This window comes from Nostoc sp. (assembly GCF_036916975.1).
Taxonomy (GTDB): Bacteria; Cyanobacteriota; Cyanobacteriia; order Cyanobacteriales; family Nostocaceae; genus Nostoc.
Map to the genome: position 1 here is coordinate 16,370 of NZ_JBALFF010000035.1, position 21,495 is coordinate 37,864.

21 protein-coding genes are annotated in these 21,495 nt (G+C 40.9%); 17 read left to right on the forward strand and 4 right to left on the reverse strand.

Translation table 11 applies throughout. From position 1 onward, the window contains the following. Positions 1-7: 7 nt before the first annotated feature. The 15 genes from hpsB (at position 8) to V7K73_RS07160 (ending at position 16,017) form a co-directional block, all read left to right on the forward strand. Positions 8-757: a hormogonium polysaccharide secretion pseudopilin HpsB gene (gene hpsB, locus V7K73_RS07090; RefSeq protein WP_334878443.1), complete on the forward strand. Its 750-nt coding sequence runs from the start codon at positions 8-10 to the stop codon at positions 755-757. Between the two features lie 452 nt (positions 758-1,209). Beyond that, complete coding sequence (gene hpsC / locus V7K73_RS07095) at positions 1,210-2,232, forward strand: hormogonium polysaccharide secretion pseudopilin HpsC (protein ID WP_334878445.1); 1,023 nt, start codon at positions 1,210-1,212, stop codon at positions 2,230-2,232. Between the two features lie 38 nt (positions 2,233-2,270). Next, positions 2,271-2,945: a pilus assembly FimT family protein gene (locus V7K73_RS07100; RefSeq protein ID WP_334878447.1), complete on the forward strand. Its 675-nt coding sequence runs from the start codon at positions 2,271-2,273 to the stop codon at positions 2,943-2,945. Positions 2,946-3,130: 185 nt separating this feature from the next. Beyond that, on the forward strand, positions 3,131-4,090 hold the full coding sequence (hpsE, locus tag V7K73_RS07105; protein ID WP_334878449.1) for a hormogonium polysaccharide biosynthesis glycosyltransferase HpsE: 960 nt from the start codon (positions 3,131-3,133) through the stop codon (positions 4,088-4,090). Between the two features lie 25 nt (positions 4,091-4,115). Beyond that, a complete protein-coding gene (gene hpsE / locus V7K73_RS07110) occupies positions 4,116-5,108 on the forward strand; it encodes a hormogonium polysaccharide biosynthesis glycosyltransferase HpsE (RefSeq protein ID WP_334878451.1) in 993 nt (330 codons plus the stop codon). A 2-nt stretch (positions 5,109-5,110) separates the two neighbouring features. Then, on the forward strand, positions 5,111-6,190 hold the full coding sequence (locus tag V7K73_RS07115) for a glycosyltransferase (RefSeq protein WP_334878453.1): 1,080 nt from the start codon (positions 5,111-5,113) through the stop codon (positions 6,188-6,190). Beyond that, the gene (locus V7K73_RS07120) at positions 6,156-6,722 is read left to right on the forward strand and encodes a prepilin-type N-terminal cleavage/methylation domain-containing protein (protein ID WP_334878454.1); all 567 of its coding nucleotides are present in this window, start codon (positions 6,156-6,158) and stop codon (positions 6,720-6,722) included. Before V7K73_RS07115 ends, V7K73_RS07120 begins: the two co-directional genes overlap by 35 nt. Before the next feature lie 32 nt (positions 6,723-6,754). Continuing rightward, the gene (locus V7K73_RS07125; protein WP_334878455.1) at positions 6,755-7,402 is read left to right on the forward strand and encodes a TIGR04282 family arsenosugar biosynthesis glycosyltransferase; all 648 of its coding nucleotides are present in this window, start codon (positions 6,755-6,757) and stop codon (positions 7,400-7,402) included. Between the two features lie 549 nt (positions 7,403-7,951). Further along, a complete protein-coding gene (gene hpsJ-B / locus V7K73_RS07130) occupies positions 7,952-8,794 on the forward strand; it encodes a hormogonium polysaccharide biosynthesis protein HpsJ (RefSeq protein ID WP_334878457.1) in 843 nt (280 codons plus the stop codon). Between the two features lie 126 nt (positions 8,795-8,920). After that, complete coding sequence (locus tag V7K73_RS07135; RefSeq protein WP_334878459.1) at positions 8,921-9,829, forward strand: glycosyltransferase family 2 protein; 909 nt, start codon at positions 8,921-8,923, stop codon at positions 9,827-9,829. A 302-nt stretch (positions 9,830-10,131) separates the two neighbouring features. After that, positions 10,132-10,890, forward strand: coding sequence for a DUF502 domain-containing protein (locus tag V7K73_RS07140; RefSeq protein ID WP_334878461.1), 759 nt, complete (start codon positions 10,132-10,134; stop codon positions 10,888-10,890). Between the two features lie 155 nt (positions 10,891-11,045). Continuing rightward, complete coding sequence (gene nusB, locus V7K73_RS07145) at positions 11,046-11,687, forward strand: transcription antitermination factor NusB (protein ID WP_334878463.1); 642 nt, start codon at positions 11,046-11,048, stop codon at positions 11,685-11,687. 246 nt (positions 11,688-11,933) lie between these two features. Beyond that, entirely contained in the window at positions 11,934-13,592 is a 1,659-nt protein-coding gene (gene ftsY, locus V7K73_RS07150; protein ID WP_334878465.1) for a signal recognition particle-docking protein FtsY, read from the forward strand. 137 nt (positions 13,593-13,729) lie between these two features. Beyond that, positions 13,730-13,978, forward strand: a complete 249-nt coding sequence (locus tag V7K73_RS07155) for a hypothetical protein (RefSeq protein WP_334878467.1) — start codon at positions 13,730-13,732, stop codon at positions 13,976-13,978. A gap of 647 nt (positions 13,979-14,625) precedes the next feature. Next, positions 14,626-16,017 carry a PP2C family protein-serine/threonine phosphatase gene (locus V7K73_RS07160; protein ID WP_334878468.1) on the forward strand — a complete coding sequence of 464 codons (1,392 nt, stop codon included), beginning with the start codon at positions 14,626-14,628 and terminating at the stop codon, positions 16,015-16,017. 633 nt (positions 16,018-16,650) lie between these two features. Here V7K73_RS07160 and V7K73_RS07165 read toward each other — a convergent pair. Further along, a complete protein-coding gene (locus tag V7K73_RS07165; RefSeq protein ID WP_334878470.1) occupies positions 16,651-17,934 on the reverse strand; it encodes an ankyrin repeat domain-containing protein in 1,284 nt (427 codons plus the stop codon). 267 nt (positions 17,935-18,201) lie between these two features. On the opposite strand from V7K73_RS07165, the gene V7K73_RS07170 reads away from it, so the two are divergent. Beyond that, positions 18,202-18,672: a DUF4079 domain-containing protein gene (locus V7K73_RS07170; protein ID WP_334878471.1), complete on the forward strand. Its 471-nt coding sequence runs from the start codon at positions 18,202-18,204 to the stop codon at positions 18,670-18,672. Between the two features lie 58 nt (positions 18,673-18,730). On the opposite strand, the gene V7K73_RS07175 is transcribed toward V7K73_RS07170, so the two are convergent. Further along, on the reverse strand, positions 18,731-19,405 hold the full coding sequence (locus V7K73_RS07175; RefSeq protein ID WP_334878473.1) for a DUF1997 domain-containing protein: 675 nt from the start codon (positions 19,403-19,405) through the stop codon (positions 18,731-18,733). A 179-nt stretch (positions 19,406-19,584) separates the two neighbouring features. On the opposite strand from V7K73_RS07175, the gene V7K73_RS07180 reads away from it, so the two are divergent. Beyond that, entirely contained in the window at positions 19,585-20,241 is a 657-nt protein-coding gene (locus V7K73_RS07180; protein ID WP_334878475.1) for an NAD(P)H-binding protein, read from the forward strand. Positions 20,242-20,546: 305 nt separating this feature from the next. Here V7K73_RS07180 and V7K73_RS07185 read toward each other — a convergent pair whose 3' ends face one another. Beyond that, positions 20,547-20,660: a DUF29 family protein gene (locus tag V7K73_RS07185; protein WP_334878477.1), complete on the reverse strand. Its 114-nt coding sequence runs from the start codon at positions 20,658-20,660 to the stop codon at positions 20,547-20,549. Between the two features lie 19 nt (positions 20,661-20,679). Further along, positions 20,680-21,012, reverse strand: a complete 333-nt coding sequence (locus V7K73_RS07190) for a DUF29 domain-containing protein (RefSeq protein WP_334878479.1) — start codon at positions 21,010-21,012, stop codon at positions 20,680-20,682. Positions 21,013-21,495: the final 483 nt, after the last annotated feature.

A 21,495-nucleotide genomic window follows, 5' to 3' on the forward strand; every position in this document is an offset into this window, starting at 1 on the left:
ATTATCAATGATTAAGCACAAACAACAAATCTACCCTTCTAGTGAGTCTGGTTTTACGATAATTGAGTCGCTGGTAGCAATAATTGTGGTTGCTATTTTACTGGCAGCGATCGCGCCTACAATCATAATTGCAACAGCAACTCGCGTCCAATCAAGACGCGTGCAACTAGCCACACAAGCTGCCAGAACTTTCATTGATGGTGTTAAAACCGGAGCAGTGACTACTCCTGATCCCACTAACACTAATACCAATATCACTATTACATTGCCTCAATCAACCGTTACAACCAGGAGTTTAGCTGACAATTTACTTACCACCACAAATATGCCGGTTCCTACAACATCAACATCGCAATATTTATATTGCGTGACAAAAGATACAAACAATAACCTAGCTATTAATCCCCCAAACTGTACAAGCAACACAACCAACCTATTTTACATTCAGGTTGTAAAAATTATAGCAACAGGAAGTATTCCAACTAATACCACAACAGGTCAACCAATCGATGGTTACGGTTTGGGAATTCGAGTTTATCGGTCAGATATTGACTTTACTAAAACTGTCAATGCTAGCGACAGTAGTAACAATAAAAGACAAAACACTTTCACTGGGACTTTAGGTAATATCCAATCTCCAATAGTGGAAATGACCACTGTAATTGGTTCTAAAAACACTTCCTTCAATGCTCTGTGTCAGCGTCTTGCTGTTGCTAGTACTACTACTCCTTCTCCTAGTAACAACACTTGTAATTAATTCCTACGCAGTGAGGTTGAAAGATATAACTAAACTTTTGTTGGTAGTGAGCGATTTATCGCTCTATATAAAGTAGGACTTACGCATTAGGTACGAAATGTAGGGGCAATTCATAAATTGCCCCTACGGGAAATCAGGGCTTTCACTACCTTGAAAGCGTAAGTCCTGTAAAGTTGTCAAGGGCTTCAAGCCCTTATTACAAACCTTTAGTTCTTCACGCCCACTTACTTAGTTAACTGTAATCGTTAACCTTGTGAATACATAGTAAGTAGGTCGGCGAGAAAAAAGCAAACTATGTAACGAAAAGTAAAATCTTTGTATTTGGCTCTTAGTTGCGTTTTAGCGCTAAAGCGCAACTACAAACCAGTGATGATTATTTGCGCCGACTTACTTATAACTGTACACGACCATCCGCTATATCTATTTCTATCAATAAGAGACAAACCGTAGTTATGAAGAATGTACTCAAATTTCTTCTCAGCATTCAGCTGAAACACTCTAAATTGGTTCAGCAAGTTAATGGTTTTACCCTGATAGAACTTTTGGTAGCCTTATTGCTGGCATTCCTCGTGCTTACACCACTGCTAGGATTTATGGTTAATATTCTCACTACAGATCAGAAGGAGCAAGCAAAGGCAAATTCTGAACAGGAAATCCAGACAGCAATTGATTATATTGCCAATGATTTACAACAAGCTGTCTACATATACGATCAAAATGCACTGACTACCAATTCAAACACTGTCCCAGCAAGCTCAGGAATTCAAGACCAAATACCCCCTGTTAAAAAAGCTGGTATTTGTGATTCTTCTAATACTACTGTTACTTGTAAACCAATTCTCGTGTTTTGGAAACGCAAGTTTCTCACAGGTGCGATTACACTTTCTAGTAGCACTACAACAAACACAACAGATGACACTTTTGTTTACTCCCTAGTTGCCTACTATTTAATCAAAGATAGTAGTACTACTTGGTCAAATGCGGCTCGTATTGCCAGATTTGAAATTAACGATGGAGTTCTTGCTGCTAGTGGTACTACTACTGGTACTACTGGTAATTGTGGTACTGACTATCCCAATGATACGTATACTGACACCAGCCACTGTCCCAATCCAGGTTTTCAGCGTTTTAACCTGAATTTACCAAGTGCCGCAGGTCTAGGTCAGAAAATGAATTCATGGAAAACAGCCTCAACAGCTTACACTCAACAACCTGTAGTACTAATTGATTATATCGATCAAACCTCTATTGGTTCGACACTTCCTACTTGCCCCATTGGAACGCTTAACTCAGCTAATTTTATGGGCTTTTATACTTGCGTTGATGTTGCCAACACGACAGCACAGGTGTTTTTACGAGGCAATGCACTAGCTCGGTTGCAAACTAGCAATTTTGATTACTCTCCAAATAACCAAACTTACTTTCCAACTGCAAATGTCCGCGTGCAGGGACGTGGATATTTATTTACAAAATAAACCTTGATAATACACAGCACAACTAATGATGGGGCATTATGGGCAACCTAACTTTCAAGTTATTCCACACTAGGATGTGTAATCAAAACATCAAAAAGCGGCTTCATTCTCAACAGGATGCTGGTTTTAGCTTAATTGAAGTGCTTACAGTAGTGGTGATGATCGGAGTTTTAAGTGCGATCGCAACTCCTAGTTGGTTTGCTTTTGTAAATAGACAGAAGGTAAATAAGGCTAACGATGCTGTTTTAGCCGCACTGCAAGAAGCACAGCGCGAAGCTAAAAACAAAAAACTTAGCTACACTGTCAGCTTTCAGAAAAATCCTACAACCCAAAATGTAGAGGTTGCTGTTTATAATACCAATACTGGAAGCCCTACATGGAAACCTTTAGGGGCGGATATAGGCGTTAGCTCTAATATATTACTCTTAGGTGCAAATCTCAGTGGCGAAAACACTGCCAATTCTACTGTATCTTACCCTCCTTCAAGTACGCCAACCAAAATTACCTTTGACTATATGGGGGCTTTGACTTTACCACCTCCAAACTTTGGAACACCTATAGCGCCTTCAACAGAGCCACCTGGGTTAAAAATAGTGGTAGCACTACCAAGCTCTACAAATTCTACATTGGCTAGTAGCCTAAAGCGATGCGTTATTGTGAAAACTCTTTTAGGCTCAATGATCGCAGCAAAAGGCTCCCCCAACTGCGATTAAGTCGTTTTTATAGTAATTTTTTATAAAGATACGTAATAATACTGTATATAAAACTGCACATTGATCGCAAAATTAAAATATCAGGTGCAGTTTTAATGTTTGATAGATTTATTTAAGAGTCGCTGATAACTTAGCCATTGGTTGAGCAAATAAAAGCGTCCTAGTCAAAATATTCCTTTTGTCAAATGACTGAAAACCTTGACTTTACTGTAGCTATTCCAACTTATAACGGTGAAAGTCGTTTGCCTGAACTACTAGAACGGCTACAAAGCCAACTTCACACCGAAAATTTATCTTGGGAAATTATAGTTGTAGACAACAACAGCACTGATAATACAGCTAAACTTGTTCAAAAAACTCAACAAAATTGGCGGTGTCCTTACCCTTTAAAGTATTGCTTTGAAGCGCAACAGGGAGCAGCTTATGCCAGAAAAAAGGCAGTTGCAGAAGCTAAAGGTAAATTCATCGGTTTTCTAGATGATGACAACTACCCAGTATCAAATTGGGTATCCGCAGCTTATACTTTTGGTGAAAAATATCCAAAGGCGGGAGCTTATGGGAGTCAAATTCACCCTGACTGGGAAGTAGAACCACCAGAAAACTTTCAGCGAATTGCTCCATTTTTGGCAATTACAGAGCGAGGTAATTTACCGCTATTATATGAAGCAGCTAAAAAATTACTACCCCCATCTGCTGGACTTGTTGTCCGTAAACAAGCTTGGGTTAAAAGTGTACCAGATAAGTCTATTTTAACCGGTAGAGTTAAAGGCAATATGCTGACCAGTGAAGATTTAGAAATGTTGTCTTATATCCAAAAATCAGGATGGGAGGTTTGGTATAACCCGGAAATGGAAGTTTTTCATAAAATCCCAGGCTTCCGGTTACAAAAAGACTATTTAATTCCCTTTTTTAGAGGTATTGGACTTAGCCGTTATGTAACTAGAATGGTAAATATAAAACATGTGTATAGACCAGTTGCTCTTTTAAGTTATATGATAAATGACCTGCGTAAAATAATTTTACACTTACTCAAATATCGAACTAAGCTAAAGCAAGATTTGGTAGTTGCTTGCGAAATGGAACTTTTTTTAAGTAGTTTCATTAGCCCTTTTTATCTTTGGAAAAATGGATATTTTAAAAAATAAATTATCAATATATTAGGTATGATGTATGACTGAATTAGCAGTTGAAAGTTTAGATATTAGCGTAGCCATTCCTGCATATAATGGGGCAACTCGCTTACCTAAAATTTTAGATAAACTCTTAAGCCAGACAGGAGTAGAACAACTTAGCTGGGAAATTATTATTGTTGATAACAATAGTTCTGATAACACATTTGAAATTATCCAGAATTACCAGAAAATATATCAAGGAAACTGCCATTTAAGATATTTTTTAGAGACCGAACAGGGAGCAGCTTTTGCCCGACTGCGGGCAGTGCATGAAGCCAGAGGGCAGCTAATTGCTTTTTTAGATGATGATAATTTACCTGTACCTGATTGGCTATCAGAAGCATATAGCTTTGGATTGCAGCATCCTGAAGCAGGTGCTTGGAGTGGACAAATTCATGGTGATTTTGAAGTAAAGCCGCCAGATAATTTTGAAAAAATTCAAGCTTTTTTAGCTATCAGAGAACATGGCTCAAATCCATATTTATTTGATGCAGACAAATTAAGGCTTCCTCCTGGTGCAGCGCTTGTTGTCAGGAAAAAAGCATGGCTTGAAAATGTACCACAACGACCTAATTTAAGTGGTAAGTTACCTGGTATTTTGGTGCAGGGTGATGACTATGAACCATTACTTTATATACATTATGCAGGCTGGCAAATTTGGTATAACCCTACCATGCATACTTATCATCAAATACCACATTGGCGACTTGAGAAAGATTACCTCCTAACTTTGGCACGCGGCTGTGGGTTGTGTATTTTCCAGCTACGTTTGATAAATACTAAAAAGTGGCAAAAACCGATAATTTTTGTAAAAACTGTCTTAGGAAATTTACGCCGAGTATTACAACATCTCATTCAGTATAGAGGGCAATTTAAAAATAATCTAATTCCAGTTTTTGAGATGGAGTTTTATTTGGCTAGTATGATGAGTCCTTTTTACTACTTAAAATGTAATTTAGGCAGAGTACTAAAAAATAAAATGGCTTTATAGTTATGATTAAATCCAGCCAAAGGTTACCAAAAATTTCTGTAATTATACCTGCCTATAATAGTGAAAACACTATTAGTCATACAATTAAATCTGTTTTAAATCAAACTTTTTTTGACCTAGAATTAATTATAATTAATGATGGTTCGCAAGACTCAACAATAGAAGTTATTGCAGAAATCAAAGAGTCACGAATAAAAGTATTTTCTTACCCTCATGCTGGCGGTAACGTCAGCCGTAACCGAGGACTAAATCTTGCAGTTGGAGAATTTGTTAGTTTCTTAGATGCAGATGATCTTTGGACACCTGATAAACTGAATTCTCAGTTAAAGGCTCTGCAAGAAAATATTACTGCAAAAGTTGCTTACAGTTGGACTGATTATATTGACGCAAATGGTAAATTTACACTTTCAGGTAAGCGCATTAATCTAAATGGAAATGTTTATGAAAATTTATTACTAAATAACTTTCTAGAAAATGGTTCTAATCCTTTAATTTGTAGAAAAGCTTTAATTAAATTAGGTGGCTTTGACGAATCTCTAAGTGCGGCTCAGGATTGGGATATGTGGCTGCGATTAGCTTCTAAGTTTGATTTTATATGTGTGCCATCTGTACAAATATTATATCGCATCAGTGTTAATTCCGTTTCTTCTAATCTTGTCAGACAGGAAAAATGCTGCTTGCAAGTACTCAAGAGAGCTTACAAAGAAAGGCACTCTTTACGACACGCTGCTGCGCGTTCGACACTAAAACATAATTGGAATATAAGCCTAGCAAATTTATACAAATACTTGACCTGTAAAGCGCTACAAAAGCCGTTTAACAAAAAAAAAGGTCTAGCAGCTGCTATATTTTTGTGGAAGTATTTTTTTTATGACCCTTCAAGACTTCAAAATATAAATTTCACCTTAAAACTTTCACTGAAAATTTTCATAATCTTTATAGTGCCTACGTTGCTAGACAATATTACTAACCACGGCGAAGTAAAAAGGCCAGAAACTGAAACATTGTTCAAGGGCTGGGTAGTTAAAAAGCGATTAGAAGACAAAAATGGATATCCGGGTGCAGTTACTGTTTCTAGTTAATTCCAAAAATCTCTTGAATAAAGACTCCAATAGTGGTTTTACCCTACTAGAAACTTTAGTAGTTGTTTTATTAATTGGTGTATTAGGCACCCTGGCAATAGCCAACTGGCTAGGTTTTGTGCAGACTCGCCACCTCAACACTGCCCAAAACGATGTTTATTATGCTATGCGCCAAGCTCAAAGCCAAGCTAGTAAGGAAAAATTGACTTGGCAAGCCAGCTTTCGTGAACAAAACAGTATTCTTCAATGGGCGGTTCATCCTGCTACACTAAACCCATCTGAGGCTAACTGGAATAATCTAAATTCTAATGTGCGCTTAGATGAGGAAACAACCCTCTCAGAGTCAAATGGCATCAGACAAATCCAATTTGATCACAGAGGTAATGTCAGACAACCGCCACTAGGACGGATAACACTATCAAGCAAGTATGGTGGTAAAGCTAAACGTTGTGTTGTTGTTTCTACGATTTTAGGGGCAATGCGAATGGAAAAAGACCACGCCACACCCGAAAACGATAAGTATTGCTATTAAGATATTTTTAGGTTATTCAAATAAGGTATTGTGTGCTGAACTTACCAATAAGCTCAAAACAGCACCTGATTATTTTTACTCGCTATCCAGAACCAGGGAAGACTAAAACCAGACTGATACCTGCTTTGGGAAGTGTTGGTGCTGCCAATCTTCAACGGGAAATGACTGAACATACAATATTTCAGGTTCAAGAATTGCAAAAAGCCATTGCCATATCTGTGGAAGTGAGATTTGCAGGTGGCGATTTGCAACTTATGCAAGACTGGCTGGGGTTGGATTTGGTTTACCAGTCTCAAGGTGAAGGGGATTTAGGTTCGCGGATGGCGCGATCGCTTTTCGAGGCTTTTGAATCTGATGCCACTAAAGTAATTATCATCGGTACAGATTGTCCTGGAGTCAATGCCCAGATTCTAGAGACAGCCTTTGAGAAGTTACACACCTTTGATTTAGTACTTGGCCCTGCGATCGACGGTGGATATTACTTAATTGGCTTGCGCCAACCCATCCCGGAGTTATTCGTTAACATCGAGTGGGGAACTGCTCAAGTATTCCAGAAAACCGTGGACATTGCCCAGAAACTTAATTTATCTCATGTGAACTTGTCACCTTTAGCTGATGTTGACCGACCGGAGGATCTACCGATTTGGGAACAAGCCGTTGGGGGAAAGGTGGGAGGATGAGGGAGATGAGGGAGATAGTAACTTAGATATTGCACTTAGCCTTGGCGATTACAAATCATAGGTCTACAAACTAAGGCAATTACTGGCGCAAACTAATGTAAAATGAAGGACTTGAAACCCGCATAGGCGGATTTTGTCTGTGTAGCTGGGACTTCCAGCCGCTTGGGTGCAATAAGTAAGTGGGCGCAAATAATCATTACTGGCTCGTAGTTGCGCTTTAGCGCTAAAGCGCAACTACGAGCCAAATAGAGAGATTCTACTTTTCGTTACATAGTTTGGTTTTATCTTGTCTACCTACTTATCTGAGGTAATCAATAAGCTGTAGTCCCCAGTGCCGCATTAGCTTCGTATTTTAAAACACCAAGAATTTCCTGAAGACACTGTACATAACAAATGTTACTCTGGCCTAGTTGAAAACCAAGAGGCAGATAGCCTTTACCAATATTGAATCTGCTTTGTGTTTCTATACAACAGTCACGGTCATAGGCACAATATTCAAGTAGCTTTAAATATGAAAATCACTCGTATTCACCGCCAGTTCAAAAAACTATGGTCAACCGTTTTACTTCCGTGAGTACTGCCCTCACACTTAAGGTAGTTGGAATAATTTGCATTTTGTCCTTTTTCGTTGACTTTTTGATTCTGTTGTTACCTTTTCAACCGACTGATCGGGTATGGCAAATCAACTTGGCAACAGCGCTAGTTGATCGCGGAATTGTGCCTCTAGTCGGTTTGGGGCTGCTGTTTGCTGCCTATTGGATTGATAGTGCTGATGCAGCAAGCGATCGCCCCCAAGGGATCGATTTAAGATTTCCCGCCGTCATCATCTCAAGTATTTTAGGGTTGATGTTCTTGCTGATTTTTCCTTTGCACCTTAATAACGTAAATCAAGCTAAGGCTCAAACACTTAACCGCATTGGCCAAGAAGCAGATCAGGCAGAAACTCAACTCAACAATAGGTTCTCGCAATTGCAAGCACAACTCAATACTGAGCAAGGAAAAGCTCAACTAGATCAACTGCGAGCCCAAACCAAAGCTCAGTTTAGTGAAATCCTCAAAGACGATCAAAAATATAAGCAAGCGCTTGAAAGCTCTCAAATTCCCGCAAATATCAAAGATTTGCTGACGAAGGCTAAAACAAATCCTCAATTACTTGACAAAGCTATTGAACAACAAACAGATATTCAGACGCTGCGAACTCAACAAGTGAGCCAAGTTCGCCAGCGCAGAGACGAAGCCGAGAAACAAGCTAAAGATACTGCTTGGAAGTCTGGACTGCGGATTGGGATTAGCAGTTTGCTGTTGTCGATTGGTTACATTATCATCGGTTGGACAGGCTTAAGAGGTAGGGGTGCTGTACAAGGTAGTAAACCTAGAGCAGCTGCACGCTAATCTATTATTGGCATGGCAGTAAAAGGTATCCAAAAATTATTCACGGCTGATACTGCCATGCGCCTAATAGCTAATAAGAATAAAAAGACAATTATCACTTAATAAAATCGCTATAAAACTTGGGTAATGTTCTCAATTTACATACTGACATATAACGAAGAGTTAGATATTGCTGCTTGTATCGAATCGGCGATGCTATCGGATGACATTATTGTTGTGGATTCATGCAGTAGCGATCGCACCGTAGAAATCGCTAGTCGCTATCCCATTCGCGTCATTCAACACGCTTTTGAAAGCCACGGCCGCCAACGCACCTGGATGTTAGAGTCTATCCCCCCGAAGTACGAATGGGTTTACATCCTTGAAGCTGACGAGCGCATGACACCAGAACTTTTCGCGGAATGCGAAAAGGCAAGTCAGAGTCCTGACTACATCGGTTACTACGTGGCTGAACGTGTCATGTTCATGAATCATTGGATTCGTTACAGCACACAGTATCCCCGTTACCAAATGCGCCTCTTTTGCCACGGTAAGGTCTGGTTTACAGACTACGGTCATACTGAACGGGAAGTTTGTGAGGGTGCAACTAGCTTTTTAAAAGAGACCTACCCACACTACACTTCTAGCAAAGGTTTGAGTCGCTGGATTGACAAGCATAACCGTTATTCTACAGACGAAGCTCAAGAAACGCTATATCAATTAGAACAGGGAAAGGTTAACTGGCAAGATTTATTCTTTGGCAAATCGGAAATCGAAAAACGCCGCGCCTTGAAAGATTTGTCTTTGCGTTTACCCGCCAGACCGTTGCTAAGGTTTATATATATGTATTTTATTTTAGGCGGTTGTTTAGATGGACGCGCCGGATTTGCTTGGTGTACATTGCAGGCATTTTACGAATATCTGATTTTGCTCAAAGTCTGGGAAATGAAGTATCTACCAAAACCTAATTTAGACGCAACAGCAATTCAGGTAGAGGAGAGTACACAACAGTTACAGTGCGCGGATTCGGAAACGACACAGGCTGATGTGGTCTAAAATTTGAAGCAGCGATCGCTATTTCTAGACTTGGAAACAAATTGAGATAAGTCGGCTCGATGAACCAAGAATCCCACGGTTTGAAGGCGTGGGAGTGTCAAAAAGAAAAATAATATCCCTTAAAAATAACCAGTCGGCATCAGATTGGTTAATGTCTATGTGTATGCTTGTAGGAAAATAGCTGATTTCCAGCAACAAGTACGTGTTTTGGCGTCAGCAGTCAAGCTGCTAGCGTTTTGGACAGTTACTTGCGGTAGAAACTGCCTAAAGTTAAAGTCTTCGGAGTTTGACAATCTGCTGGTATGAATACCAATAACAAAAGTTCCTCTAGCTTAAAACAGGAGAATCGGGGCTTGGTAATCGATCGCCTAAAACAGGACTTAAAAAACGACCTGATCGCTGGTTTGTTGGTAGTAATTCCCCTAGCAACTACTATCTGGCTAACGATTACCATTGCTACTTGGGTAATCAACTTCCTCACCCAAATTCCCAAACAACTGAATCCCTTTGATGGGTTAAACCCAATTTTAGTAAATTTACTGAATTTATTAGTAGGGTTGGCTGTACCACTACTAAGTATTTTATTGATGGGCTTGATGGCTCGCAATATTGCTGGGCGGTGGTTGTTAGATTTTGGTGAACGATTATTACAGGCAATTCCCTTAGCGGGACAGGTATACAAAACCCTCAAGCAGCTTTTAGAAACAATCCTAAAAGATTCTAATGGCAAGTTTCGCCGGGTAATTTTGGTAGAGTATCCCCGCCGAGGAATTTGGGCGATCGCCTTTGTTACTGGTGCAATCAGCAGTGATATCCAAGCCCAGATGCCTCGCCCCGTGCTAAGTGTTTTTATACCCACTACCCCCAATCCGACTACCGGATGGTACGCAGTAGTTCCTGAAGATGAGGTGGTAAACCTCTCCATGTCGATTGAAGACGCCTTTAAAATAGTTGTATCAGGTGGCATTGTCGCCCCCAATACGCCCTTAGTTTTCCCCAAATCCACAGAAGTGCAACATAACGAAATCAAGCAGCAGGTTATTCCCGTTGAAGAAAGTTAAATTGGGGACTCTTTATTGGGGACTAGGAACTGGGTACTGGGCTTTGCGGTACTAGTACCTTCTTAGGGTAATGTTGTTTGACTGTACCAAAGTTGATATAATTACAAGTTTGTCTCGTCTAGTTAATCAGTTCCAGCCAATCACCCCTCAGTTTTATGCAACCTCGTAAACCCCAGCAAATTGCTCGTGAATTGGCGCTTTTAAGCCTTAGCCAATTGCCAGTCAACCCAAAGAAATTAGATAAGTTGGAAGACGATCAACTAGTATCCAAGTTGGTGCTAGGAGCAGTACGCACACTGACTTCAGAAGTGCAAGATACCCTCGATAATGCCGCAGGTGAATTGCAACGCAGTAACGATCGCCTTTTAAGTAGCCAAACTCGGGCTTCCGACCTCAATAGTGCCAGGACAATGCTTCAAGAAGCGATCGCCTGCACCCAGACAGCAATCAATCAGTTAGGTACGGCAATTGATTTCCCAGTATTGATTCAGTTAGCTAATCAGGATAAGGGAGTCCGTAATTACGCTAAAGAGCTTGTAATTACCGTCAACGAAAATCGACAAATTATAGATGAACTCCTTTCTACTGCCTTAGTAGATTGGCAAGTAAATCGCCTCGCCCAAATTGACCGCGATATCTTGCAAATCGCTGTGGCTGAAATGAAGTTCTTAGGAGTTCCAGATAGTATCGCCATCAACGAAGCTGTGGAGCTAGCCAAACGCTACAGTGGAGACGATGGTCATCGGTTTATTAACGGTGTTTTGCGCCGATTCACTGAGCAGAAAAAGACAGCATAGCCTTTTTTACTTGCCAAAGTGAGGGAGCAGGGGAAGCAGGGGAAGCAGGGGGAGCAGGGGAAGCAGGGGGAGAAGAACTATTGATTATTGCCCAATGCCCACTTACCCTGAGCGACTCGTGCCGAGCATCTCGAAAAAGCGGACATGGAGCCGGAGCCGAGGTAAGCCGAAGGGATGCCGGATGCCCCAAGTTAAATTAAACTCATAACTTATAACTATTAAACTCATATAACTAATACTGCTGAAATGGTTTTTAATTGGTTCCGTCGTAAATATAACGATTCCTCTGACACTCCCTCTGATAATAAACAGGAAGAAACTCCTCCTGCACAAGAACCTCAGCCAGAGCCAGCCGAAACGTTAACACCAACTGCTAAAACTGATCCAGACACAACGACAGACTTGTTAGCGTTTGCTAAAGCTGCTTACAAAAATATTCAGCAAAAACAACAAGCCGAGGTAGTAGAAACCCCGGCTGATTCAGCAGATGCCTCAATAGCATCAGCACAACCTGAACCCGTAGAAACGGCAATTGCGGAAATTACCGAACCAGAAGCAATTGAGGAACCTGTTAGTACAACCGTAGAAACATCACAGGCAGAAGTTATTCAAGCTGCTACTGAAGAAGAAAGTACAAAAGATTCCTCAGTAGCAGCAATTGCCGATCAAGATGTCAAAAGCCCAGAACTCACGGCAAATGAAGCTGAACCAACGCCTACCGAACCAGTAGCTACGCCAGAGGCAACACAGCCAACAGCACTATCCTTCTTAGAACGGGCGGCGGCAGAACGGCAAGCCAAGCTGGAACAACTAATGGCCACCGCTATTGAAGTTCCATCGGAGGTAGTACAGCCAGTAGCTGCAACTTCAGAGACGGGAGAGGAAATTTCGGGACTGGTATTTGATGATGGGTTTGTCTGGTCGGCGAAAGTTTTAGCCGCTCAAGGTAGAAGTGCAGAAGACGTTTCTATTGAAGAAATTACCTGGCTGAAAAAGCTCCGGCAAGGGTTAGACAAAACTCGTCGTAGCATTCTTAACCAACTGAAGGCGATCGTTGGTCAAGGGCCGCTAAACCAAGCTGCTGTAACAGAAATTGAGGCATTGCTCCTGCAAGCTGATGTGGGTGTAGAGGCGACAGACTTTATTATCAATGCCCTACAAACAAAACTTCGAGAAGAAGTTACCGCACCTGAAGAAGCGATCGCTTACCTGAAAAAAATCCTCCGGGATATGCTGGATGCACCAAGTAAAGCATCCCACAAAGCTACCTTTACCCTAGAAAAAGAAACCTTGAATATTTGGTTAATCACTGGGGTGAATGGTGCCGGTAAAACCACCACCATCGGCAAAATTGCCCACCTGGGACAAAAATCTGGCTATAAATGCTTGATTGGGGCAGCAGACACCTTCCGCGCCGCCGCCGTGGAACAGGTGAAGGTTTGGGGTAGTAGAAGCGGTGTGGAAGTAATTTCCAATCCGGGAAAGAATACAGATCCGGCAGCAGTTGTATTTGATGCGATCGCAGCCGCCCAAGCGCGTCAAACCGAATTACTTCTGGTAGATACAGCTGGGCGACTGCAAAACAAGAAAAATTTAATGGACGAACTTAGCAAAATCCGGCGAATTATCGACAAAAAAGCCCCAAATGCCAAAGTAGAATCTCTTTTAGTTCTAGATGCCACGTTAGGGCAAAATGGACTACGGCAAGCCGAAGTTTTCTCCCAGGCTGCCCAACTCAGTGGCGTTGTTTTAACTAAGCTTGATGGTACAGCCAAAGGCGGCGTTGCCCTTGCCGTTGTGCAACAGCTAGGTTTACCCATTCGGTTTATTGGTGCTGGCGAAGGAATTGAAGACCTCCGCCCCTTTTCTAGCTATGAGTTTGTCGAAGCTCTTTTGAGTGGCTAATTTAAAAATTTGGAGTTAAATATTTTTCTTGACAACTGATAAATTTAGGGATCACCGATCTGGTATTATCACTTGAACTCATTAGAAACAGATCAAGTCGTCTAAATCATCAGTTTGTCAAAATAAATGGATAACTTTTGCTAAAATTTCAACCTAATGCCTTTTTTCACGCTCTGAATGGGGATTTAGTTGCAATACACAAAACCCCGGATGCTTCAATCTTGCAGCAATTTAAAGGGCAAGGGAGACGCTCACCCCCGCAAATGCAAGATGGACAGCAGTCTGAGCCGTTAGCAGTGGGTTGGGGAGCCAGTACAAAGTCCAGAACTGTGGGGGGTTTGCCTTTGCAGGTGATTTATATTGGCTATGGCGACTTGTACTCTTAGGTCGAAGGAACTGCGTTAGCGAGTTGGCACAACTGCACACTGCACGTAACTTACTTAAAAGTGGGAGTACGAGCATCATCTGTTTGCCCAGCGCCGACATCAGGAAAAAAACGGCTTTTGACGATCGCAATTTCGGAAAATCGTCCACTGTGGACTCAAAAAGCGAATTGGTGTAAGTAAGCTGATTCAACACTCCCAGGTGTATTCTCAGTTCCTACTTGCGAAAGTATCTACAAATATTTTCTCTAGTAAATCGAGGTTTTCACTCAAAAAACTTCCAGTCTCCTAGTTGCCTCTGCCCAAACAATTACTCTGAAAGCGTTATGAATTATTCTTTTAATAAAGTATTTTTATGACTTTAGAGATATGCTTTGGTAATTAAGTTATGAAAAAATGAAAAGCTTTCTTAACTCTCAGTGAAAATAGTAATTATTACGGATTGGTTTTTGGCTAAAAATCCCTGATTTGAAATTACAAATATTCCATCATAAATACAATAACCAAATAAAATACTGATAAAAGTTACCTGTTACGTCTTTATACTCTTGCTAAAGTGACAAGTCTTGTCTAAATATGGTTTAGCAATGCCTTAGCCAAAAGATTTATAAGTAATCTAAAATCTGCCAATATAAAGTGCAATAATAACTGTGCCTGTGTCTCAACTGCCCTCTCAACCCATTGACAACAATAGTAGTGCCGCGACAGATGTCACACCAGTCGTAGCACTCAAAGAACTCGTGGCAAGGTTGCACCGGGAACAGAACAAAATTCAAGATTTGCTCAGTTCTTTAGGATTTGCCCTAAGAAGTTTCAATAATTTGAATCAGTTTTTGGAACTGATCCCCCTGATGGCAACAAGAGTGACAGATGCAGATGGCAGCGCCTTGTTTCTCTACAAACCTAACGGTCAAGTAAGATTAGAGCAGTTACATTGGCAAGATAGTGGCCAGCGAAAAAATATCCGCAAAGCACTAGAAATAGCCAGCAGTCAAGTCACGCTTTTACCCAATGCTGCCCCTCTAGCTAATGCGACGGGGATTTTGGATGACCAAATGCATCGCCATTTGGGGCCAGATGTGCAAATCTTTGGTACGGCGATTCTGGTGAAACATACAGAACGGGGATGGCTCTATGTTTTGAGCCGCGATCCAGAATATAGTTGGACAGAAACTAGGCAAAAATTAGTTAGGTTAGTAGCAGACCAAACAGCCGTTGCGATCGAAAACGATGAACTAGCTGTAGAACTAAGAAAAAAAGAACGTCTAGACCAAGAACTAGAAATTGGCGCAGAAATTCAACGGCGACTTTTGCCACGTCAATGCCCCACAATCCCTGGTGCAGTCTTGGCGGCACGTTGTAAACCTGCCAATCGTGTCGGCGGAGATTACTATGACTTTATTGCTACCAATCACAATAAGATTCAGCCCAAGACCAAAGACAGCACGGAAACGAGTCGCTGGGGTTTGGTTATTGGAGATGTCATGGGTAAAGGTGTTCCGGCTGGACTGATTATGACGATGATGCGGGGAATGTTACGGGGAGAAGTGCTACATGGTAATTCTCCATCTGGAATTCTACAAAACTTAAATAGAGTTATGTATGCGGATTTGGAAAATTCCCACCGCTTTATAACCCTATTTTACTCAGAATATAATCCCCACAGCCGAATTTTGTCTTATAGTAATGCGGCACACAATCCTCCCTTGTGGTGGCACGCAGCCACAAAAACTGTCAGCCGTTTAGATACTCTAGGGATGCTAATCGGTTTGGATGCTAACAGCCAATATGAAGATGCCCAGGCACAGTTAGAGCCTGGGGATACAATTATTTACTATACAGATGGTTTGACCGATGCTGCTGCTGCTAGTGGCGATCGCTTCGATGAAGATAACTTTGTCGCTGGCTTCAATACGGCTTGCAAGTACTGCAATGGACCAGAGGAGATTGTGGATTACTTATTTGACCAAGTTGAGCAATTCATTGGTGCTGATAAGCAAAATACTGATGATATGACACTAGTTGTTCTGCAAATTTTATAGTCATTAGCGATTTTTGCTTGCTCAAGTCATGATTAAATAATTCGTAATTCGTAATTCGTAATTCGTAATTAAGTTTTGTAATGAAGAGTGCTGTTGTGGGGACGGTTTCCGACTCGCATTACTTCGGGGGATTTAACCCCAACACAAAAGTTGCCGGTTTTAGAACCGGGGGACTTAAACCCACGGAACTAGTTAAACCGATGTAGCTGGGGATTCACTAGAGTAATTCTACTAAATTTAATTTTTTATTTTTTTTTTGACTTGCCGTAGCGATCGCCTAAATGGTCGCACATCAACCTTTTTTGGTGAATTGTTTGTATTTAGCCTTTCAGATAATACATCAAAAATGATCCTTAGAATACTTTTCGGTTCAACTAAAAACTATATATTTTGCACATCTAGCACAGTAGGAAACGCCAAGGGGGAGACTAGGTAAAATGTACAAGGTAAAAAATAAAAGGTAAATTTATTTCTTCATTTTTGCTTTTTTTCTATCCTTGTGACGCAAGCATTTGGCCTGCTCGTTCTTAGCGTTTTAATTTTTCCTTTCTCCGCCGTAGCAAGTTCACAACAGCTACGACGGAGTTTTGCTTTCTTTGTTTCTTACGCCCGGACTTGGTTTTTTAAATGTGGCTATTCTTGCGCCCCAGCTTTTTGCAGACTCCGCACCACATTTTTATAACCATTAAATTCTGCAATCATTAAAGCAGTATAACCACCCCGGTTTTTCAAATTCACATCTGCCCCAGCTTGCAGTAATAACTGCACAATTTCGCCGTAACCTGCTGAGGCAGCCCACATCAATGCTGTTGCCTTCGCTGAGTCTTGAAAATTCACATCTGCCCCCTTTGCCAGCAACAAATGTATTATCTCTGTGTGCTTGCGTTCGGTTGCTTTGATCAAAGCAGTTTTGCCATCATCGCCCGGAGTGTTGGCATCAGCACCATAATCTAACAGCACTTTCACTGTTTGGGTGTGTCCCTGTGATGCAGCCAACGTCAAAGGTACTTCACCGAGGTTTTTCTCAGTAATATCTGCCCCGGAATGCAACAATGCTTCGACGATATGGCTGTGTCCCTGCAATGCTGCTACAAGCAGTGGCGTATCACCCAGGTGGTTCCTAATTTGGACATCTGCACCCCTGTTAAGCAACACTTGCACGACATCAATGTAGCCTTCCACAACGGCAAGGTGTAGGGCTGTTTCACCATCTTGGTCTTGAAGATTAATTTGGGCATCTTGATTTAGTAAAGCTGCTGCTGCCGCACTATGTCCAGCTGCTGCTGCTGCCGATAGGGCAGTTGCACCATCAGCGTTTTTCAGATTCACATCAGCCCCCGCCGCCAGCAGTGTTTCCACAACCTCCAGATGTCCCAAATCTGCCGCTAATGTTAAGAGTGTCTCACCCTCCTCATCTCGGATATTGACATCGATACCAGTTTGCAGAATTGCTTGTAAAACTTCTATTTGTCCCTGCTTAACGGCGAGTTTCAAGGCAGTATCATCATCTTTATCTGCTATATCCACCTTTGCACCAGCAGCCAATAAAACTCGCACTACATCGATATGACCTTTAACTACAGCTGCCATTAAAGCTGTGCTGCCATCTTCATTAGTCGCATTGACATCACCACCTTTAGATACTAAAAGCTGCAAAATGTCAAGCTGTTTAGCACTAGCCGCCAACATTAAAGCCGTCAAACCATAGAGTTTTCTAGGTAAGTTGATATTTGCCCCAGCATTTAGCAGCGATCGCACAATTTCGGTGTAGCCTAAATTGGCAGCAAACATTAACGCCGTCGTGCCAAGGCGATCGCCAGCGTTTACCCTCGCACCAGCAGCCAATAATGCACTCAGATTCTTAATATCCCCGTTTTTAGCTGCTTGTAGCAGCAAAGTATCGTTGTTTTCAGTCATGGATGAGATCCCACACAGCGGGTTTTGTTCGTCTACCCTCAAAATTTAGTCTGAGATTGTTTATCCACTTTGGCAAGAGGGTTATGCAATTCAAAATTCACTTATTCTAAATTTAAATTGAATAAAAGCAGTCTCGGCAAACATTCTGGCTATTGCGTTGATAAAAATTCTTCTCTTTCTTTGCCTCTTTTAATTTCTGCAACTCTAAGCACAGAAAATAGAATTATGCTAATTTTTATGAAGATTTAATAATTGGGCGAGAACACGATGAGTCTGGAACTTTCTGCGTCGGTGAAATATTGGCTAAATTTCTTTCATCCGGTGCTGATGTGGGCGCTATTAGTACTTTCAATTTATGCTGCCTACTTGGGGCTGCAACTACAGCGTACCAGAAATGCTCAGGGGGAAGAAAAGAAAGAACTGATTAAAGGTAAATATAACGTCAGACACTACCAAATCGGGTCTATACTCCTAGCTTTGATGGTTGTAGGTGCAATTGGCGGGATGGGTGTAACTTACATCAATAATCAAAAGTTATTTGTCGGGCCTCACCTGCTGGCAGGATTGGGTATGACGGGTATGATTGCATTCTCTGCTGCTTTGTCGCCTTATATGCAAAAAGGGGCAAATTGGGCGCGGGCAACTCACATTCTGGTGAATTTTACCCTTTTGGGGCTTTTTGCTTGGCAGGCAGTCACTGGGGTACAAATTGTCCAAAGAATTCTCACTAAAGCATAGTTAAGTAGTGCTTTGTCATTTGTTATCAATTTTTGACAAATGACAAAGAACTGTTGACTTACCGCTTTTGCTTAGAATTAGCAGGAAAGGGTATTTCTAAAGATTTATGAAAATCTTCCTGAACTTTGCGAGTTAAGCGGCGGGAGACTTGGCGGACAATTTGGTTAAGTAAGCGATCGCCTGTAGATTGAATTATAGACTTGGGTAATCGCTGAATAAACCTGGGAAAGTGCAAATCAACTATTAAATCCAATTCCCATTCAACTCTGGTAACTTTACCAATACTACTGGAAGAATCGATTTCTCTTAACTGTAGAGATGCCCGATAGTCTACGTCATAACCAGGCGGTTGGTAATCAGGAATGGGGATTGTACTGATGCGGTAAATACCCTCATCTGGAGGCAACAATTCCAAACCAATTTTAGGTTCTACATCATAACCAAAAGCACCAAAACGACCAATTACTAAAGCGTAGCCATTTTCCCCAAGTAATTGTACCTTCATGGGTTCAGCGCAACGCGAAAACCATGAGGCGTGATTATTAAGATACTGGGCAACCTTCTCTGCTGGGGCAAGCATTTCCATAAAATCTTGATAACGGCCGGAAAATTTTGTGACCGGCGCTACATTTGCTTCTGTTAATGTGTCCTGGGCTGCTTCTTGGCTGGAGGCTACAGGTAAAACTGCTTCTGTTATTTGCCAGGATTTATATTCGCCGTTTGTTGAAAGCATAAATGCATTAATGTATATTTAAACGTTCGTCTATATTAATAATTCCCCGCGTACCTGGATCATTTCACACTAACATCTCATTTTTACCGAAACCTCATTAATCTACCATCAACTCCATAGAATTACTAAAATAAAGAACTGAACAAGCACACAATAGTTTACCCAGGATAGCATTTCTCATGAAAGCATTTGTAGCAGGGGCAACGGGTGAAACAGGTCGCCGGATTGTGCAAGAATTGATAGCGCGGAATATTCCCGTCCGAGCGTTGGTGCGGGATATAGAGAAAGCTAGGGGTATTCTCTCTCCTGAAGCCGAATTAGTGGTAGGCGACGTATTACAACCAGAAAGTTTAACTGCGGCGTTGGGAGATAGCACAGTTTTGTTGGTTGCTACTGGTGCAAAACCTAGTTTTGACCCCACTGGCCCCTATAAAGTCGATTTTGAAGGGACTAAAAATTTAGTAGAAGCCGCTATTGCAAAGGGAATTGAGCATTTTGTCTTAGTTTCTTCTTTGTGTACTTCGCAGTTATTCCATCCACTGAACTTGTTTTGGCTAATTTTAGTGTGGAAAAAGCAAGCTGAAGAGTATATCCAAAAAAGTGGTCTTACCTATACGATTGTGCGACCTGGTGGGTTGAAGAATGAAGATAACCTCGACGCGATCGTGATGCAGAGTGCTGATACACTGTTTGACGGTAGTATACCCAGGCAAAAAGTCGCCCAAGTTGCTGTTGAGGCGCTGTTTGAAGCAAATGCACGCAATAAAATTGTCGAGATTGTTGCAAAACCAGAAGCTACTTCCAAAACTTTTGGGGAATTATTTCAACAATGCTGATATTCCACAGGATTCTATTGCTGAAAATTATCGGCTCAAATTTTCTATGCCTACGCGTTTTGTCAAGTAGCTTTGCTTTTTTCTAAATTGACCGCCCCTTGATTGAACTGCAAGGCTTCAATCCCATCCCACAGGCAAAAGGGTTTAGCAATGCTAAACCCCTACACTGATTTATGATAGACGATCGCTCTGTTATTAAACATCTCCAAAAATTAGGTTTTCACCTAGACAGGATAAGGGTTTGAAATTATTTTTTGGAGATGTCTATTACTTTTATATTCATAAAAAGCGATACAAAATCACTTTTATTCTGGAAAGTACTCATTATTGAAAATATCTTCAGCAGTAAAAGGGCATTTTTCTGGAAAAATTTCAGGCTGTAAAGCTGTTTTTTGAATTGCTTGTCTTCTGGCTTTCATATAAACTGCATCTAAGCAGTTAATAGAATAGTATATAAAGTGTTTTGGAACGAAAATAAAATTCTAGCTCATCACGGAAATTAGTTATCTCTATTTGCCAGCCTCGTTGACAATCTTCTTTTTGGGTTTCCCAATAGCGATAAAGTAAAAGATGAATTAATAATTGTTTTAAGTAACTTTCTACTTTTCGTCTTTGTTCAATCCCCAAAGCTTCAATTTCTTCTGCTAGATGTTGCCAGTCCAGATTACCAATATCTTTATTTTCTAATTGTTTAAGTGTTGTTTCTACCCATAAATAATAATCTTCCTCGTAAAGGGTAGGTTCAACAGATTTTAATATTCCTGTTGTCATAGCTAATTACTCAGAAAATTAGTTATTTAATTATAACATAGGTCAGCGATCGCACTATCCCACACTCAAAATGCAGGGATTTAGCAATGCACCAGTTTTAGAAGTGCGACTCGAAAACAGCACGATTTGAGCGAGGAAGCGATTTATTACCGGAGGTAGGATGCTATAAGAAGCAATTGAGTTTATACTTATAAGATTTACGCAATAACTCTCTGAAACTCTTATTTCTCCGTGCGATCTGCGTCAATACGGTTCGATTTTACGTTACCTGTGCGTAAGTCCTGACTTAGTTGGTATTGTTAGAAGTATCTCGCTTTTTATACTTATTTATGCTCATTTTTCCTAATTTTAAAAATAAGAAGAGCAAATCGGGAATGATAACTAACAATCAGATGTGAACTTTAATCGAATAAATTCGTCGATGATTTTTGTTAGCAAAGAGAACAAATTTGAAGGAGTCGGATTCTGAAAGGCTTTGAATTC

What these genes read in the sequence shown, in the direction of transcription:
- hpsB (WP_334878443.1), top strand. Translation starts at nt 8, where the DNA reads ATGATTAAGCACAAACAACAAATCTACCCTTCTAGTGAGTCTGGTTTT.
- hpsC (WP_334878445.1), top strand. Translation starts at nt 1,210, where the DNA reads ATGAAGAATGTACTCAAATTTCTTCTCAGCATTCAGCTGAAACACTCT.
- V7K73_RS07100 (WP_334878447.1), top strand. Translation starts at nt 2,271, where the DNA reads ATGGGCAACCTAACTTTCAAGTTATTCCACACTAGGATGTGTAATCAA.
- hpsE (WP_334878449.1), top strand. Translation starts at nt 3,131, where the DNA reads ATGACTGAAAACCTTGACTTTACTGTAGCTATTCCAACTTATAACGGT.
- hpsE (WP_334878451.1), top strand. Translation starts at nt 4,116, where the DNA reads ATGACTGAATTAGCAGTTGAAAGTTTAGATATTAGCGTAGCCATTCCT.
- V7K73_RS07115 (WP_334878453.1), top strand. Translation starts at nt 5,111, where the DNA reads ATGATTAAATCCAGCCAAAGGTTACCAAAAATTTCTGTAATTATACCT.
- V7K73_RS07120 (WP_334878454.1), top strand. Translation starts at nt 6,156, where the DNA reads ATGGATATCCGGGTGCAGTTACTGTTTCTAGTTAATTCCAAAAATCTC.
- hpsJ-B (WP_334878457.1), top strand. Translation starts at nt 7,952, where the DNA reads ATGGTCAACCGTTTTACTTCCGTGAGTACTGCCCTCACACTTAAGGTA.
- V7K73_RS07135 (WP_334878459.1), top strand. Translation starts at nt 8,921, where the DNA reads ATGTTCTCAATTTACATACTGACATATAACGAAGAGTTAGATATTGCT.
- V7K73_RS07140 (WP_334878461.1), top strand. Translation starts at nt 10,132, where the DNA reads ATGAATACCAATAACAAAAGTTCCTCTAGCTTAAAACAGGAGAATCGG.
- nusB (WP_334878463.1), top strand. Translation starts at nt 11,046, where the DNA reads ATGCAACCTCGTAAACCCCAGCAAATTGCTCGTGAATTGGCGCTTTTA.
- ftsY (WP_334878465.1), top strand. Translation starts at nt 11,934, where the DNA reads ATGGTTTTTAATTGGTTCCGTCGTAAATATAACGATTCCTCTGACACT.
- V7K73_RS07165 (WP_334878470.1), bottom strand. Translation starts at nt 17,934, where the DNA reads ATGACTGAAAACAACGATACTTTGCTGCTACAAGCAGCTAAAAACGGG.
- V7K73_RS07170 (WP_334878471.1), top strand. Translation starts at nt 18,202, where the DNA reads ATGAGTCTGGAACTTTCTGCGTCGGTGAAATATTGGCTAAATTTCTTT.
- V7K73_RS07175 (WP_334878473.1), bottom strand. Translation starts at nt 19,405, where the DNA reads ATGCTTTCAACAAACGGCGAATATAAATCCTGGCAAATAACAGAAGCA.
- V7K73_RS07180 (WP_334878475.1), top strand. Translation starts at nt 19,585, where the DNA reads ATGAAAGCATTTGTAGCAGGGGCAACGGGTGAAACAGGTCGCCGGATT.
- V7K73_RS07185 (WP_334878477.1), bottom strand. Translation starts at nt 20,660, where the DNA reads ATGAAAGCCAGAAGACAAGCAATTCAAAAAACAGCTTTACAGCCTGAA.
- V7K73_RS07190 (WP_334878479.1), bottom strand. Translation starts at nt 21,012, where the DNA reads ATGACAACAGGAATATTAAAATCTGTTGAACCTACCCTTTACGAGGAA.